Here is a 16,362-nt window from a genome sequence, read left to right as displayed (position 1 = left end):
TTTGTCCCTGAGGAGAAATGATGCTTAATTTATCTTTTTTCTTGTCAAAATAGTCTAAAAAACCAGAAATATTGGTTCCTTTTTTTTGCGAAAAATCTAAAACAATATCTAAATAAAATTGAATGTAGGCATTTGATTTATTTACCAATTTGAAATTCCGAACAATGGTTTCGGTTAAATCATAAAGTGGAAGGTTTAATAAGGTTCTGCTATCAATGAATATATTAAAAACGTCTAAACTTTTTAATAATTTTTCAGCTGAAAGTTGGATGTGTTTTGAGAAGAAAGCATGCTTATCTTCAATATTAAAAAGTGTCGCTAAAAAATTGAGAACCTTAATTTTTACCTCATTATTTTCAGGCTGAATAAGTAGCCATAACAAATCATTTATAAAAACAACTTCTGGTGAATTATTAACCAATAATGTTTCAGAAGAAATTATAGGTATTTTATGTTGACTCAAAAAATCAGCAATAGCGACACCCTCCTTTTTTTTTCTTACTAAAACACAAATATCTTCAAGTTTAAAACCGTTTTTTAAACAGGCGTTTATAGTGTTTAAAACGGCTTCAGGAAATAGTTCGTTTTTGTCATCTTCCTTAGCAATATCTAAGAAAGTGAGCTTCACAAAGCCCTCGTTTTCTTCGGTTATATTTTGATGAGAATTCTGGTATAGGCCTTGATGATCTGGGTGAATAAAAAACTGATTTGCCAAAAATTTGAACAGCTCATTATTAAAATTAACAATAGCTTTATAGCTCCTATAATTTTCTTCCAAGTTTTTTACAACTTGCCCTATTTGAAACGGCAAATCTTTTTCATTAAACAAATCCATAAACTGTTCTGCCTTGCCGCCTCGCCATCTGTAAATAGCCTGTTTTGCATCGCCTACCAACATGGTACTTCCGTTGATTCCTGATAGTGAGTTGTCAATTAATGGTTTTAAATTTTCCCATTGCATGACTGATGTATCTTGAAACTCATCAATAAAAAAATGTTTAAATTTTTCGCCCAATCGTTCATAGATAAAAGGGGTTGGCTGGGCTGCAATTTCGTTGCTGATGATAGCATTGAATTCTGAAATAAGCATTTTATTTTGGTCTTCCTTTAATATTTGCAACTCATTATTTATAACTTTTAAAACAGATAGTGGTGTGATGTTTTTATAGAAGGCTTTTATAAATTTTAAATGGAAAACTTGAGTTTTTATAGTTTTATATAGAATTTCAATTTCTGGTAATAAACTATCAATGATGCTCGCTAACTCTGGGTTTAGTTTTTGCGTATAGATACCCTTTTTTTCAGAAATATTTTCTTCAAGTTTGTTATCGTAAAGTGTGTTTAAATCTAGATTGGAAGCTTTTATAAAGTGGTTAGGCAATGTTCCTCTTGAAAAATCTGTTGGTTGTAAACCAGCTTCTTCAATTAAATTTAAAACCGTTTTAGCGTTTTTAACTATGTTTTTTTCTAATTCAGAAACTTCTTTTTTCAACTGCGTTTTAAGCACTTTAAAATCAGATAAAGTTTTATCCTTTAAAGAATTTATATAAGGTAGGTCGTTTTCATTAACTAAAAGTTTAGCAATTTTATTAAAATCAAAAGCGACATCCCAACTTTTATCATCGTCAGCTTTTTCAATAGCAAAATCTACTAAAACCTTTGTGAGTTCATCATTATTTCCTGCTTTAGCAATTAAACTATCTACAGCCTCATTTAAAAGTGATTCTTGGTCTAATTCAACTTCAAAATTTAAGGGCAGTCTTAAATCATAAGCAAAAGTTCGTATTAACTTATGAGTAAAACCATCAATAGTCGAAATATCAAAAGCTGCGTAATTATGCAGAATCGTATTTAGTAAATGTTTTGATTTTTGATGTAGGGTATTAGGATCTATCTGTAATTCTATGCAAATACTTGTAAACATGGCATCATCCTTTTTCAAAATGGCATTGTTTGAAAATGCTTTAAGGGTTTCAATAATTCGGGCTTTCATTTCAGCAACAGCCTTATTTGTGAAGGTTAAAGCAAGAATGCGTTTAAATGGCTCTGGGTTATTGGATTGAAATAAAATTTTCAAATATTCTTTTACAAGGGTATACGTTTTTCCGCTCCCGGCAGAAGCATTATAAATAGTAAAAGGGTGCGTTTGTTGCATGAAGAATGATTTGCTTACAAGATAAAAACTATCGATGAGTCCATAACAATTTATTATTTTTAAATGACCTGTTTTATGTGTAAATTTGAAGGAAATTAAATATTAATACTTAAAACACTAAAATTATGGCTTTCGAATTACCGAAATTAGGATATGCTTATGACGCCTTAGAACCTAATATAGATGCAAGAACTATGGAGATACACCATACAAAACATCATCAAGGATATACAAACAATTTAAATAATGCTATTGCAGGAACTGATTTAGAAGGAAAATCTATTGAAAACATTCTTGGTAAATTAGACATGAATAATGGTGCTGTTAGAAATAACGGAGGTGGATTTTATAACCACTCATTATTCTGGGAAATAATGAATCCTGAAGGAAAAGGAAGATTATCAGGTGAATTGAAGGATGCTATTGTAGCAGCTTACGGCACCATTGATGCTTTTAAAGATACTTTTTCAAAAGCAGCTGCTACCAGATTTGGATCTGGTTGGGCATGGTTATGTGTTCATAAAGGAGGTAAGGTTGAAGTTTGTTCAACTCCAAACCAAGATAATCCATTAATGCCAGGAGTTTCATGTGGTGGTACTCCAATTTTAGGACTTGATGTTTGGGAACATGCTTATTACTTAAATTATCAAAACCGTCGTCCAGATTATATTAATGCATTTTTTAATGTAATTAACTGGAATGAAGTTGAAAGACGTTACGCAGAAGCGAAATAATGAATCCTTAAAATAAAGTAAAAAAAGTCTACCTTTTAAGGTGGACTTTTTTTATATAAACTATTTAATAAATTTTGAAGTTAGGGTGTTTACAAACAATACGTTTCCAACTTTATCATAACCTTCAAATAGGTCAATATTTTTGTCAGATTTTAACATGCCTTCATGAAATCCTATAACGGTTAAATCAGCATCTGTTGAATAATCGTTTATTAAATCCATTCTATTTACACCTTCATTTAAAGGTAAAACATGTATGTTATTTGCTGAAATTGGTAAACGACCACTTGAAGTTAATTGAATTAAATTGTCTTCTTCTTGCTTTAAAATTTCTTTAGGAAATGTAGCAAAAATTTTGATTTGACCACTTTTCCAATCATTATGACCTAAAATAATATAGGATAATAAAATCATTAAATTGGCATTCTCGTAGTCATCTTTATTTATCCATACATGGATGTCTTTTTTATAACCAAAACCTTTATCTGAGGTTGCTAAAATACACAAGTCGTATTGGGCTGTTTTTAAAACACTATAATTATCAATAATATCTGATAACCATTCTGTATGTCCTTTTTTATATTCAAAAAGCATCATATTATTTGGCTGACCTGAAATACCAGGTTGTTGAATAGCCTGCACAATAGCTGATGTGTTTGAAGGCGAAATGAGTGTTTCTAAAAACACATTTGATTTACTTGAACTAGATATTTTTATTAATTTTTCGAGTTTTTCTGCTGCTACTTTTTTAGATTCTTTTGAGAAATAATCTTTTTCAAAATGAATATAAGTTCCAAAACCATAACGATGAGAAATCCATTTCATCATCTCTAAGGCGCTATAACGCTCAAAACTATCTTTTGACAGACACAGAATCGCAGGTCTCCAATCTTCCTCGGTTTTATCTTTTTTAGCTTTTTGAAGAAATACTTGTATCGTTCTACTAAACTGATGAATAACCCCTTGAAAAATATTAGCCATTCCTTTTTTAGTATCACTTTTAATAGAAATGAAAAAATATAAAACAACCATGAGTGCTATGGCAGACATAGCGTAGGGTGTATTGATTTTAAACATTAAATAAATACACATAATGGCTCCTAGTAAGGATAAATACCATTTTGATTTAAATGAAGGACGATAGGATGGGTCTGCAGCAAAATGTTGCATAAAAGAAATTAAGCATAGCGAACCATACGTAACCATAAAGAACATTGATATAATTTCTGCAACGGCATTTACATCTCCCATTAAAACAAAAATTAAGGCAATTACACTTGTTAGCATGGTTGCATTTCTAGGCTCATTTTTATTTTTTGTGCCTTTTGACACCCAAAAATTAACAAATCTATTAGGGAAAACTTTATCACCGCCAATGGCCTGCAAAGTTCTTGGTGCAACCATGAAAGATCCTAATGCAGACGAAATAGTTGCAGCTGCTAATCCGATAGGAATTATTGGTCCCCAAAGTGCGATTTTACCCATTATAAGTTGGTCGTTCATTAAATCTGTTGGGCTTGCAGATGACGCTAATTTATAAGCTATAAAGATGTAAATTACCATCCCTATAATGGTTGCTGAAAGTGTTCCTAGAGGAATTGACTTTTTTGGATCTGCTAAATCTCCCGATAATCCAACACCTGCCGTCATTCCTGTAAAAGCCGGAAATATAATTGCAAACACATAAAAGAATCCTTTTTCAGAATCCATATTTTTAAACAATTGGGTACTATCAAAAACTTCAGCATAAGGTGTAGAACCCATAAAGAAAAGCACCAACGAAACTGCCAATATAGCAACAACAACATATAAGGCTTTCATTCCTAAATCGGCACCTTTTGTAACCATAAGCCAAATTAAAAGCAGTAATGCTGGAATAGTGAATAATCGATTATCATAAAGTTCGTAACCAAATTCACTTAATACCCAGGGTTTTATAGCATCAAATGCTTCTCCAAAGGCTATGACATAAAAGGCTACGCTAATTGCTTGCGACAAGTAAAGAGCAATTCCAATTGCTGCCCCAATATTTACTCCAAAAGAGCGTGAAATAATAAAATATTCGCCACCACCTTCAACTTTTTGGTTTGTTGCAATTTCGGCTAAAGCCATTGCGGTAGGTATGGTAACCAAATGACCAATAAAAATAATTAGTAAAGTTCCTGTAAACCCTACAGATCCAACTGCAAAACCAAATCGTAAGAACATTACGGCACCAAGAATAGTAGATATAGCCGTTAGAAAAACAGGAAGTGTTCCAAAATTTGCTTTAGTAGTAGATAATGTTTTACTCATTTTTATGTTTAGTTAGTTTTTAAATAACTTATAATGGTTCTACTTTAATAAAGTCGCTTTTTTTTTAAAAATAATATATAAATGTATACAAAAAAGAGATTGATTATCTTGTAAAGTGACTTTTTTCAAATAATCCAGTCACAATTATATAACTAACTAAAAAATTTTGAAAAACGACAGTACATTCCAAAATCTGACCGATGAGGAACTTGTTGAACAAATTGTAAAAACAAATAATGATATTCTGTTTGGAATATTATATGAAAGATTTGCACATCTAGTCTATAACAAATGTTATGGCTTTACTAAAACAAAGGTAGAAGCTCAAGATTTGGCTCAGGATGTCTTTATAAAACTGTATCAAAAACTATCCTCTTTTAGTGGAAAATCAAAATTTTCAACTTGGCTTTATGCTTTTACATATAATTTGTGTGTGGACTATGTAAATAAGAATGTGTTACAAAAAGTACATAGTGATGACCTTGAACCTGAGGATTATGATCATATAAATATTGAAGTGGAAGACTATTCCTTATTTCAATTGAAAGAAGATACCTTAAAAAAAGCCTTAGAGATTATTGCGCCTGAAGACAAAATGATATTGCTTTTAAAATATCAAGATGACTTTCCTTTAAAGAGCATTAAGGAAATTTTAAATATTAGCGAAAGCGCAGTTAAAATGAGGCTTAAAAGAGCAAAGTCTAGAATAATAGAAGTCTATAATGATTTAATATGAAAATGTATGGAAAACCCATTTAAAAAAATAGCACTTCCGCCGCAGGAAGTACCACATGAGCTAAAAACCAAAGTGATGGTAGATGTTGCAAGAATGAAGTTGTTTAAGGAAATTACAGATTTGTTTTCAAACAACTATTCTAACGCCGCTAGAGCATTTTTCGAAAAAAAGAAGAAATAATAATAACTAAATACTGAAAGTAATGGATACAATTACAAACATTAAAGATTTAACAATCGAATCTCTTAACCAAATGGCAATTAATATTGCAGAGGTAGCACCAAAAATAATTTTTGCCATTTTAGTTTTAATTATTGGGTGGTTAATTACTAAGGTTATTGCCTATGTTTTAAAACGCGTGCTAAAATTCGCAAAGGTTGATAAACTTACCGATATTATTAACGAAAAAAACCTATTTGGAAAGACCGATTTAAAATTTAACGTTACAGGTGTAATAGTAGGCTTTGTAAAATGGATAATGTTTTTAGTTTTTTTAATTATAGCTTCGGATATAATGAGCTGGGAAATAGTTTCCGTTGAAATTGGTAATCTCTTACGCTATTTACCAAGATTATTTAGCGCTATTGCATTATTTATGGTTGGCCTATACATTGCAAACTTTATTAAAAAGGCAATTCAAGGATTGTTTGAATCTTTTGATTTAGCTGGTGATAGAGCAATAAGCAGTTTAGTTTTCTACGTTATAATTATAACAATTACTATTACCGCTTTAAACCAAGCAGGAATTGATACAGATATAATTACTAACAACCTAACTATTATTTTAGGAGCCGTTTTATTGACTGTGGCACTAGGTTTTGGGTTTGGTTCTAGAGAAATAATTAAAAGCTTATTGTTTTCATTTTATTCAAAAAAGAATTTTGAAGTTGGTCAAATAATTTCAATTGATGATATTACAGGCAAAATAGTATCTATTGATAATATTTGCATGAATGTACAAGTAAAAGAAGACATTATTGTAATACCTATTAAAGAATTTGTTGATAGAAGAGTAACAAAAAAAGGGTAATAATGCTACAATGAATATTTGTAAAAACTAAAACTGAAAGCAAAAGTAAGTTGTTAAAGCAAATTTTCAAGGTGTTTAGAGCGGTTATTCAAAGTTTGATTAATAGCAAATTTCTCTAATTCTGAGAATAATCGCCTCTTTTTAATTATATTAAAAAATATAAAACAAAATAGTGATTTTAAATATTATCTTTAAAATTTACATTTCCTTTTGTATGTGAAACAAACTATAAGCAATATGGTAATAAATGATTCTTCAGAAGTAAAAACACCATTACCTTCAAAGGCATTTGAAGACAAGATGATTGACTATTTTACCGTTCTCAAGAAAACCACCTCAAATAGCACCTTATTAAAATGTATTCAACGCGATTTTATTTTAACATGTAATTCCTACATTAAATTAGCCAGCCAGGCTCATGATGAGTTACTACAGCTGGATATTAATAATAACGAAGTTTTCTTGCTGCATTATAGTTTTGCTGAAACTTTTAAAGATTTTGCAATTCTTAATAGGGATGTTTTATTGCATTTAGAAATTGCAAAACATAAGCATTTGGATATGGCGTTAAATGCAGAGGCAGTGCATAATCATTTTTTAAAATCACAAACTTTACTTCTTGAGGTAACCGAAAGTTTTTTAAAAACCATTAATTCTGAGCATGAATCAATCTATAAATCCACTAACAATAGTTTAAAAAGTCTTAATTCTATTAAGCATTTAAAAAATCCGTGGAGCATTTATAAAAATCAATTAGGGGCTATTACCAAACAGATAAAAGGTGTTTTTGATTCCTATTATCCCTTAGGTAAAATAGTCGAAACGTTTAATGGAATTAAATCCCATCATTATAATTTTATTGAGAAAATAACTTCAACTTCTGAAGGTTTAAAATCGCAAATTGGTAAAACCATTAAATTAGTTGAAGCAAATGAAAAGAATGCCGATATAGCAAATTTAATAGCTTTTATAGATGATGCTGAAAGCCTTATTGTAACCGATAAAGAATTAAATGAAGTTTACACGCAAGCTATTGAGTTTAAAATTCAAACTTTAGGAGAAAATTCTATTCCTATTGAGACTAACGGCGGATTACTATTTAATAGAACGATTGATTTTAATAAAACAGTTAAAAAATGGTTTGATTTTGAGATACTTCCGCTTTTATTCGAGCTGTGGGATTACCAAACCAATATGAAATCTTTTTTTAAACACAGTTTAATAAATTTAAAAAGCAGCTTGTTGGTGAGTAAAAGCGATGAAAATTTAGATTCCTTACTATCGCAATTAAAAATGCTAAAAAATACCCACCAGACTATATCTGCAAATATTAAGATTATAGAGGGTATTGCATTAAAAATTAACCAAAAATTTGAAAGTCAGTTTAATTTCACTTCCATTTTTTCAAGCGGCCCATTTTTAGAGGTTTCAATTCAGTCCTCATTAGTACAATTTGCAAACGAGCAGAACACCTTATTTGGCGAATTAAAAGACAAATTTAATACGCGTTTTAACGGTGTTAATAAAAAATACAAAAAGAGTCATTTATTCAATAACCAAAATAAGGTTGAAGCAACAATTGATTGTATTTCGTATAGAATGTTTAAGGAAGTCAATGCACATTATGACTCCTTGTTTTTAAACAAAAGTTTTATAGGCGACTTGTTTTTGGTTCCTCGCGAGGATCAAGAATTAGCATTACAAAATTGCATGGAGCAATGGCAAAACGGATTTAATAAGTCCATTTTATTAACAGGTGATCGACTAAGCGGAAAATCTACTTTTGTTGAATATATTTCTAAAAAATATTTCGCAAAACACACTCTTCATATAAAACCAGATTCTACTTTAACCTATTCTGGCAGAAAGTTTACTTCAGAAAGAGATTTAAAGGCCATTTTGCAAAACATTAAGAAAAACTTGCATGGCAATAAGACTTTAATTGCCATTGATGATTTGGAACTTTGGAGAGATGAAAATCATTCATTACTATCAAATGTAAGAGCATTGTTATCATTTATAGAGGCTACTTCAAGCCAGGTTTTGGTTATTGTTACATCTTCAATTCAAATGCAGGAGCATTTAGATAAACGTTTAAGTTTTTCGGAATATTTTAGTAATAAAATCAATCTTAATAAAGCATTATTCGTTGAAATACATAAGGCTGTTTTATTGCGCCATGGAGCGACGCATAAAACAATTATCGACGTGTCAAATGAGCCTTTTAGCCAGAAACAAATAGAGCGAAATGTTAATAAGCTTGCTCATAATTTGGATTATAATATTGGAGAAGTTTTACAAGCTTGGACCTATGGAACAACAGTTATTGATATCAATAATGTGATATATGACGAAAAAGATTTTAAATTTTATGATTTCTTTAATCACACAGAAATAATAATATTGAAATATGTAATGCTTTATAAATATATTAATGAATATATGTTAAAAAACTTTTTAAGTTCAAGTCAAGAAACTCAATTTAAGTCCAGTTTAAAAAGGCTAATAAACACAAAAATATTATTACGCGATAATGAAGGCTGGTTGTACTTAAATATGGTAATAAATAAGGATGTTAAACAATTATTAACCTACCGAGGAACACTAAATTAAAATGGAAACAATAGATTTTTTATACACCTGGGAAGGGCTGTTTTTTTTATGCCTTTTACTAGTAGCAATATATTGGGGGCTTAAATTTCTACTTTATTTTTTTAAGTTTTTAAGTAAAAGATATGTTTATAATAAGCTAATTATCAATTTACTTACTAAGGCTATTGTGTTATATAAGCCCTTTGCGGTTGTTGTTTTAGTATTATATTTTATTTCAATAAACTATATTACACACACCATTATTTTAGCAATGGTTAGTCTATTTGGTTATAATTATTTCAAAAATTATATACAAGGAATATTTTTAAAATTAAATAGGTTAATTGAAATAGGAACGGTGCTTAAAATAGACAATAACAAAGGCGATATTCGAAAAATATTACCTTTTGGGATTCTTTTAAATACCGAAAACGGGGAGCAGTTTTTAAACTATTCAACAATTGAAAAATCTGGGTTTACAATTTTATCGATAGAGAATAAGACCTTTCAACAAACCCTCTTTTTGCAAACGGAGGAGTCTATAGATACTATTTTAGATCTTTTATTTGATAATCCAATACTAAGCTTTATTGATCGCCCTGTGGTAAGCAAGGGGCAAAATAGTCATGAAAAAAAATTGCAGTATACATTAGAGCTTGGCGCAACCTCTCAAGATTTAGTGGACTTTTTAAAAGGGCACAATATTAAAACTAGTTTAACTAACACATTTTAAAATAAAATGGAAATTCTTTCTTCATACAACCTCATTATTGAAATTTCAATTATTATAATTGTTTCTTTTTTATTTAATATTTTATCAAAAAAAACCAATGTGCCAGCAGTATTAATGCTCATTGTATTTGGCGTTGGACTTCAATATTTGCTAAATTATTTTAATGCACAAAATATTAATTTTTTACCCATTTTAGAAATTTTAGGTATTGTTGGTTTAATAATGATTGTTTTAGAAGCGGCATTAGAATTAGAGTTAAAACGAGAAAAACTAATACCAATACTTAAATCTTTATTAATAGCATTAATTGGATTAATTGGCTCGGCATGGGCCGCCGCATTAATATTATATAATTTTATTCCAGAAATGTCAATGCATTCGGCTTGGTTATATGCTACGCCTCTATCTATTCTTTCAAGCGCAATAATTATTCCAAGTGTGTTGGATTTAAAAGCGGCAAAAAAAGAATTTCATATTTATGAAAGTACCTTTTCCGATATTTTAGGAATTATGATGTTTTACTTTCTTGTAGGCAAACTTAATCCAGCCGAGGATGGCGGAATAATTGGGTTTACGGGAAACTTAATTTTAACTGTAGTAATTTCTCTTGTGGCAAGTTACGCCATCATATTGGTTTTTCAAAAACTTAAAAGTCAGGTAAAATTATTTTTACTTATTGCGGTGCTTCTATTGCTTTACGCGGTTGGTAAACAAATGCATTTATCGTCTTTAATAATAATTTTAATATTTGGTTTAGTAATTGCGAATATGAAATTGTTTTTTGTAGGAAAACTAAAAAAGCATCTTCATTTTGAAAAGGCGCACCATATTTATCATGAATTGCACACCATAACAGCAGAGACGGCTTTTGTAGTAAGAACATTCTTTTTTGTTGTTTTTGGCATTACTATCGTAGTGTCTTCACTTTTTAATGTCGACGTGGCCATTATTAGCAGCTTAATTATTGCTTCCATTTACGCAATTAGGTTTGTGATTTTGCGAGTTTTTATTGGAAAAGATATTTTGCCTCAGCTTTTTATTGCTCCTAGAGGGTTAATTACCGTATTGCTTTTCTACGCTATTCCATTGGAAGCTCAAGTTGAAAGTTTTGAGCCTGGTATTCTCTTATTTGTTATTATAGGAACGAGTTTAATTATGACTGGAGCTATGATTTATGATAAGAAACGAAGCTCTAAGGCCATTAAAATAGCCAATGGTAAAACTATTGGTAGTGTAAAATGGAAAGCCCCTAGTACAGACTAGCTTTAATTTAAATTTAAGATACTAAATTAATAGCAATGCTGCTTGGTGTTGCTGGTTTTGTATGGGAATAAATGAGTGTACTAATCACAATTAAAATAAACCAAGTATAGTGATTTTTAGTAGCTTTTATTATTGCAAACTTAAAAATTGGCCTAAAAGAAGTGACTTTTTTAAAATATTACAGTCAAAATTATAAAAGAATCTAGTAACAATTATAAAAATGAATACACAATTTAATGGCGAAATTTTGAATTTCGCAACGATTGAAGTGCTTCCTAATGCGTGGAATGATAAAAAGTATCTTGAGCTTTTGGAGGTTTTAGAATATGGAGACACCTCTGAAATTGATTTAAATGATTTAAAAGATATGTGTATGATGGCACTAACAGACCTTGAACCAGATGAAGCTGCTAAAATAATGTTAGATTATGTTTTTAAAGACCGCCTTAACGATGGACAAAAAGATAATTTATCTCATGAAATGCTTGAAGAAAAAATATGGGAAGAATATGCTGATTTATCTATGCATGAGGAGTTTTTTAACGTAACCCAACTATTATACCAAGCTTATAACGGTAAATTTCCGCACCCAGAGGCCGTGAAGTTCGAGGTGAAAATTTCCTCTAAAAAACCTGAAGATTTTTCTATTTTTAAAACCTCTACCGAGGCCACGTTATTAAGGTTTTTAGTAAAAGGGATGCCAAGTAATACCTTAATTAATAGATTGTTTAACGATGAAATTAAGGGCGAATCATTTTCTCAAGCGAAAGACATAATTTGGCAGTATAAAAAAGTGTCGGAAGATAAAAATACTATGGTGTTTGAAGTAATATCATCTATTTATTGGTTTCATGATCTTAAATTTTCAGAGCCTTTTGTTGCCGAAACGCATTCTGACGAAAAGGATGTTGACTCAATTCAAAATGATTGATGTTAAATTTATAAGTAAAGTTTTTAAAATATAATTAAACTGCTTCATTTTGGAGTAGCTTTTTTTAGTTACTTTTTCTTTATATTATAATCATATTAATAATAAGATAATTATGGCATCAAATAATTTTATTTCCTCAAAGGATCATAGCAAGAAATTTGCTCATTTTTCAGCATTGGTATTTATTGCCCAGATTGATGGAGAAATATGTGCAGATGAAGTATTATTATTAAAAGGATTTGCAAAAAAGCTTGGTATTGATAATAATGAATATCATATGATTATGGATAACCCTAGTCAATTCCCTGTTCAGAAAACGAGCGATTTAAATAAAAGACTTCGAAGATTATTTGAGATGTTTCAAATTATTTTTGCAAATAATATCATTGATGATAATGAGCGGAAAATGGTATACCAATATGCCATTGAGTTAGGCTTTTCTCCAAATAAAGCAAATTCTGTGATTGATAAATCCATTGAATTATTTACTGGGAAATTTAGTTTTCATGACTATTCAGATATTGTATCGAAGTAATCTTAATTTTACTTCTATAAGGCCACTCAGCTTAAAACCAGTTTTGAGTTAGGATTGGATTAAAGATTCAAAAAACACAAGAAAAAGAGTTCCGATTTGTTTAAAATGAAAAAGGTGAACAGATGTTCACCTTTTTGCCCCAAATCTACCATAAACTTAACCTACTTATGTTATGGTGGTTCAAATATATGGTACCAATATTGTTTGTTAAAATTTTTTAGTTAAACTACGCAAATATTGGCTTAAAAGGGATTGTGCTCGAAATTTAGGACATCGTGTAATATTGAAATAATAAATTAAAAAGGAAACTATATAGCATAAAAAAAGGCGAACAGATGTTCACCTTTTTTTGCCCCAAATCTACCATGAACTTAACCTACTTATGTTATGGTGATACCAATTTATGTGTATTTTAAATAATCTGATTATTTTTTAGATGAAAAGCGTTTATTTGGGTCAAAATGCTCATTTTGCGGTTTTACCACAGGATATTTAACAATTTAATAATTAATAAGCACGTTCATTATTGCCTTCGTAAAAGTTTATAAATGCACGGTTAACTACTCTATTTCCACCTACGGTTGGATAATTTCCAGTAAAATACCAATCTCCTAAATGCTCCGGACAGGCTTTATGTAAATTTTCAACGGGTTGAAAAATAATTTTCACTTCGGCCTTGATACTTTCGTCACTTAATAACTCAGAAATCTTGTCTGAAATTTGTTCATCTGTAAACGGGTCATAAATCTCTTTTACAAAATTCTGCACATGCTTATCATCTAAATCGGTTTGGTCAATACATTTTTTATAGACTTTCTTAACAATATCGTATTTACCAGAATCTTTTAATAATGCTAATGCAGCTCTAAAAGCAATCAGGCTTTCAAGATTTGCCATATCAATACCATAGCAATCAGGATAACGTATTTGAGGAGCAGAAGACACAACAATAATCTTTTTAGGTTTTAAGCGGTCTAACATTTTTAAAATACTCATTTTTAAAGTAGTACCTCTTACAATGCTATCATCAATAATAACTAGATTATCGTTAGGTTTTATAACACCATAAGTAACATCATAAACGTGTGCTACTAAATCGTTCCTACTACTATCTTCAGTAATAAACGTTCTTAGTTTTACATCCTTAATAGCTATTTTTTCAACTCTTGCACGTTCAGATAATATCTCGGTAACTTTTGCTGCTGATAATGACCGTTGTCCGTTTAAAATGGCTGCTGTTTTTGTTTTATTTATAAAAGCATCAGCAGTTTCAATCATTCCAAAAAATGATGTTTCAGCGGTATTTGGTATGTATGAAAACACCGTATTTTTAGTGTCGTTATTAATGGCTTCAAGTACTTTAGGCATCAATAGTTTACCTAACATTTTGCGTTCTTGATATATTTCAGCATCACTTCCTCTGGAGAAATATATACGTTCAAACGAGCATGATTTTCTTTCTAATGGCTCTAATATTTTTTTAATTTGAACCGTTCCAGATTTTTTGGTTATCAAAGCATGTCCTGGTGCTAATTCTTTAACATCTTCAAAATCTACATTAAAAACCGTTTGAATTACAGGACGCTCAGAAGCCACAACTACAATTTCATCATCTTGATAATAATAGGTTGGACGAATACCTGCTGGGTCTCTTAATACAAAAGAATCTCCATGGCCAATAAGTCCAGCCATAGCATAACCGCCATCCCAATTTTTGGCGGCACGTCTTAATATTTTAGCAACCTTAAGGCGTTCGGCAATTTGAGGAGAAGCGGTTCTTTTGTTATAACCTTCTTTTTTTAAATCTTTATAAATTTTACTTACCGCGTCATCTAAAAAATGACCAATTTTTTCCATAATTGTAATGGTGTCGGTATATTCTTTTGGGTGCTGTCCTAATTCAATTAGACTTGCAAAAAGTTCTTTAACATTAGTCATGTTAAAGTTTCCTGCCATAATTAAATTTCTGTGCATCCAATTATTTTGTCTTAAAAACGGATGAACACTTTCTACACTATTTTTTCCAAAAGTTCCGTAACGTACGTGACCTAGTAATACCTCGCCTATATAAGGTATATTTTTTTTCTGTGCTGCTACATCTTCTATATATTCTGGGTGCGCCTCAAACTCTTTATTAATACGGTCGTTAATTTGAGCAAAAATATCTTGAATAGGTTGTTGCGCAATAGAACGTACTCTACTTATATAGCGTTCCCCAGGTTTAGTGTCTAATTTTATACTTGCAAAACCAGCTCCGTCTTGGCCACGGTTGTGCTGTTTTTCCATCATTAAATACATTTTGTTTACACCATAAAATGCGCTGCCATATTTTTCTTTATAAAACTCTAATGGTTTTAAAAGTCTAATCATGGCTATTCCACATTCATGTTTTAAGGCATCACTCATTTTAAAAATATTTAGCGCTTTACTCAATAACTCACATTTAATAAATAGGTATTCGTGAATCTTTGATTTTGCGGAATGAAAAATTTATAATTAAAAAACGCACTCTATTTTAGAGCGCGTTAGTTTATGTTAATTCTATATCAAATTGCGTTAGTTGCTTAAATTGCAACAGTCGCTTGTGTACTTCACTATGCGATAAATTTTGCATACGCTCCGTTCCAAATTTTTCAACACAAAATGAAGCTAAAGTTGAACCATAAATTACGGCGTTTTTCATGTTTTCAAATGATGTATCACCGGTTTTAGCAATATAACCGGCAAAGCCTCCTGCAAAAGTATCACCAGCGCCAGTAGGATCGAAAACTTCTTCCAAAGGTAATGCAGGCGCGTAAAACACATGGTGGTTATGAAATAATAAAGCACCGTGCTCTCCTTTTTTAATAACCACATACTTTGGTCCCATATCATGAATTTTTCTAGCGGCAACAACTAATGAGTATTCTCCAGTTAATTGTCTAGCTTCTTCATCATTTATGGTTATAACATCTACTCGTTTTATAACATTAAGTAAATCGTCTAAAGCACAGTCCATCCAAAAATTCATAGTGTCTAAAATCACTAATTTTGGTTTAGTTAACATTTGATCTAATACACTAGCTTGGACAATTGGATGTAGATTTCCTAACATCACTACCTCGGCGTCTTTATATTCTTCGGGTACTACAGGTTTAAAATCTGCAAGCGTATTTAATTCAGTAGATAAAGTGTCACGAGAGTTCATATCGTTACGATATTTTCCGCTCCAAAAGAAAGTTTTACCTTCTTTTACTATTTCAACACCTGAAATATCTATATTTCTATTGGACAATAAATCTAAATATTTTTGAGGAAAATCGCCTCCAACAACAGAAACAGCAGAAATATCAACATTAAAATGTGAAGCCGCAAGCCC

Annotated in this window: 13 protein-coding genes; 9 read left to right on the top strand and 4 right to left on the bottom strand. The window is 30.6% G+C overall.

What is annotated here, in order from left to right; genetic code table 11:
• On the bottom strand, positions 1 to 2,155 hold a 2,155-nt coding region (locus tag WBN21_RS07485; protein WP_424198949.1), incomplete at its 3' end, for a UvrD-helicase domain-containing protein.
• Positions 2,156 to 2,280: 125 nt separating this feature from the next.
• On the opposite strand from WBN21_RS07485, the gene WBN21_RS07480 reads away from it, so the two are divergent.
• Positions 2,281 to 2,889 (top strand): superoxide dismutase, encoded by a 609-nt coding sequence (locus WBN21_RS07480; RefSeq protein WP_424198947.1) that lies wholly within the window; start codon positions 2,281 to 2,283, stop codon positions 2,887 to 2,889.
• Positions 2,890 to 2,949: 60 nt separating this feature from the next.
• Here the strand turns inward: WBN21_RS07480 and WBN21_RS07475 are convergent, their stop codons facing one another.
• A complete protein-coding gene (locus WBN21_RS07475) occupies positions 2,950 to 5,184 on the bottom strand; it encodes a hypothetical protein (protein WP_424198945.1) in 2,235 nt (744 codons plus the stop codon).
• Positions 5,185 to 5,350: 166 nt separating this feature from the next.
• Between WBN21_RS07475 and WBN21_RS07470 the strand changes: the two genes are divergently transcribed.
• From WBN21_RS07470 to WBN21_RS07435, 8 genes are all read left to right on the top strand, one after another.
• Positions 5,351 to 5,920 (top strand): RNA polymerase sigma factor, encoded by a 570-nt coding sequence (locus WBN21_RS07470; RefSeq protein WP_424198943.1) that lies wholly within the window; start codon positions 5,351 to 5,353, stop codon positions 5,918 to 5,920.
• 6 nt (positions 5,921 to 5,926) lie between these two features.
• Positions 5,927 to 6,100, top strand: a complete 174-nt coding sequence (locus WBN21_RS07465) for a hypothetical protein (RefSeq protein WP_424198941.1) — start codon at positions 5,927 to 5,929, stop codon at positions 6,098 to 6,100.
• Between the two features lie 22 nt (positions 6,101 to 6,122).
• On the top strand, positions 6,123 to 6,950 hold the full coding sequence (locus WBN21_RS07460) for a mechanosensitive ion channel family protein (RefSeq protein ID WP_424198939.1): 828 nt from the start codon (positions 6,123 to 6,125) through the stop codon (positions 6,948 to 6,950).
• A gap of 216 nt (positions 6,951 to 7,166) precedes the next feature.
• Positions 7,167 to 9,563, top strand: a complete 2,397-nt coding sequence (locus WBN21_RS07455) for an ATP-binding protein (protein ID WP_424198937.1) — start codon at positions 7,167 to 7,169, stop codon at positions 9,561 to 9,563.
• A 1-nt stretch (position 9,564) separates the two neighbouring features.
• The gene (locus WBN21_RS07450) at positions 9,565 to 10,275 is read left to right on the top strand and encodes a hypothetical protein (RefSeq protein ID WP_424198936.1); all 711 of its coding nucleotides are present in this window, start codon (positions 9,565 to 9,567) and stop codon (positions 10,273 to 10,275) included.
• A 6-nt stretch (positions 10,276 to 10,281) separates the two neighbouring features.
• On the top strand, positions 10,282 to 11,538 hold the full coding sequence (locus tag WBN21_RS07445; RefSeq protein ID WP_424198934.1) for a cation:proton antiporter: 1,257 nt from the start codon (positions 10,282 to 10,284) through the stop codon (positions 11,536 to 11,538).
• A 220-nt stretch (positions 11,539 to 11,758) separates the two neighbouring features.
• Entirely contained in the window at positions 11,759 to 12,469 is a 711-nt protein-coding gene (locus WBN21_RS07440) for a hypothetical protein (protein WP_424198932.1), read from the top strand.
• Between the two features lie 112 nt (positions 12,470 to 12,581).
• The gene (locus tag WBN21_RS07435; protein ID WP_424198930.1) at positions 12,582 to 13,004 is read left to right on the top strand and encodes a TerB family tellurite resistance protein; all 423 of its coding nucleotides are present in this window, start codon (positions 12,582 to 12,584) and stop codon (positions 13,002 to 13,004) included.
• A gap of 507 nt (positions 13,005 to 13,511) precedes the next feature.
• On the opposite strand, the gene WBN21_RS07430 is transcribed toward WBN21_RS07435, so the two are convergent.
• Both WBN21_RS07430 and WBN21_RS07425 read right to left on the bottom strand, forming a co-directional pair.
• On the bottom strand, positions 13,512 to 15,410 hold the full coding sequence (locus WBN21_RS07430) for an amidophosphoribosyltransferase (RefSeq protein ID WP_424198951.1): 1,899 nt from the start codon (positions 15,408 to 15,410) through the stop codon (positions 13,512 to 13,514).
• A 124-nt stretch (positions 15,411 to 15,534) separates the two neighbouring features.
• A partial coding sequence (locus WBN21_RS07425) for a PfkB family carbohydrate kinase (RefSeq protein ID WP_424198928.1) occupies positions 15,535 to 16,362 on the bottom strand: 828 nt, incomplete at its 5' end.

The sequence above is a fragment of the Algibacter sp. genome (assembly GCF_049667265.1).
Lineage (GTDB): Bacteria > Bacteroidota > Bacteroidia > Flavobacteriales > Flavobacteriaceae > Algibacter_B.
Note: the sequence above shows the minus strand (reverse complement) of the source record. Positions and strands in the feature narration are given on the sequence as shown.

Excerpts from the sequence above, each read along its gene's own strand:
- WBN21_RS07450 (WP_424198936.1), top strand. The coding sequence starts at position 9,565 with ATGGAAACAATAGATTTTTTATACACCTGGGAAGGGCTGTTTTTTTTA.
- WBN21_RS07465 (WP_424198941.1), top strand. The coding sequence starts at position 5,927 with ATGGAAAACCCATTTAAAAAAATAGCACTTCCGCCGCAGGAAGTACCA.
- WBN21_RS07430 (WP_424198951.1), bottom strand. The coding sequence starts at position 15,410 with ATGAGTGATGCCTTAAAACATGAATGTGGAATAGCCATGATTAGACTT.
- WBN21_RS07460 (WP_424198939.1), top strand. The coding sequence starts at position 6,123 with ATGGATACAATTACAAACATTAAAGATTTAACAATCGAATCTCTTAAC.
- WBN21_RS07435 (WP_424198930.1), top strand. The coding sequence starts at position 12,582 with ATGGCATCAAATAATTTTATTTCCTCAAAGGATCATAGCAAGAAATTT.
- WBN21_RS07440 (WP_424198932.1), top strand. The coding sequence starts at position 11,759 with ATGAATACACAATTTAATGGCGAAATTTTGAATTTCGCAACGATTGAA.
- WBN21_RS07445 (WP_424198934.1), top strand. The coding sequence starts at position 10,282 with ATGGAAATTCTTTCTTCATACAACCTCATTATTGAAATTTCAATTATT.
- WBN21_RS07480 (WP_424198947.1), top strand. The coding sequence starts at position 2,281 with ATGGCTTTCGAATTACCGAAATTAGGATATGCTTATGACGCCTTAGAA.
- WBN21_RS07475 (WP_424198945.1), bottom strand. The coding sequence starts at position 5,184 with ATGAGTAAAACATTATCTACTACTAAAGCAAATTTTGGAACACTTCCT.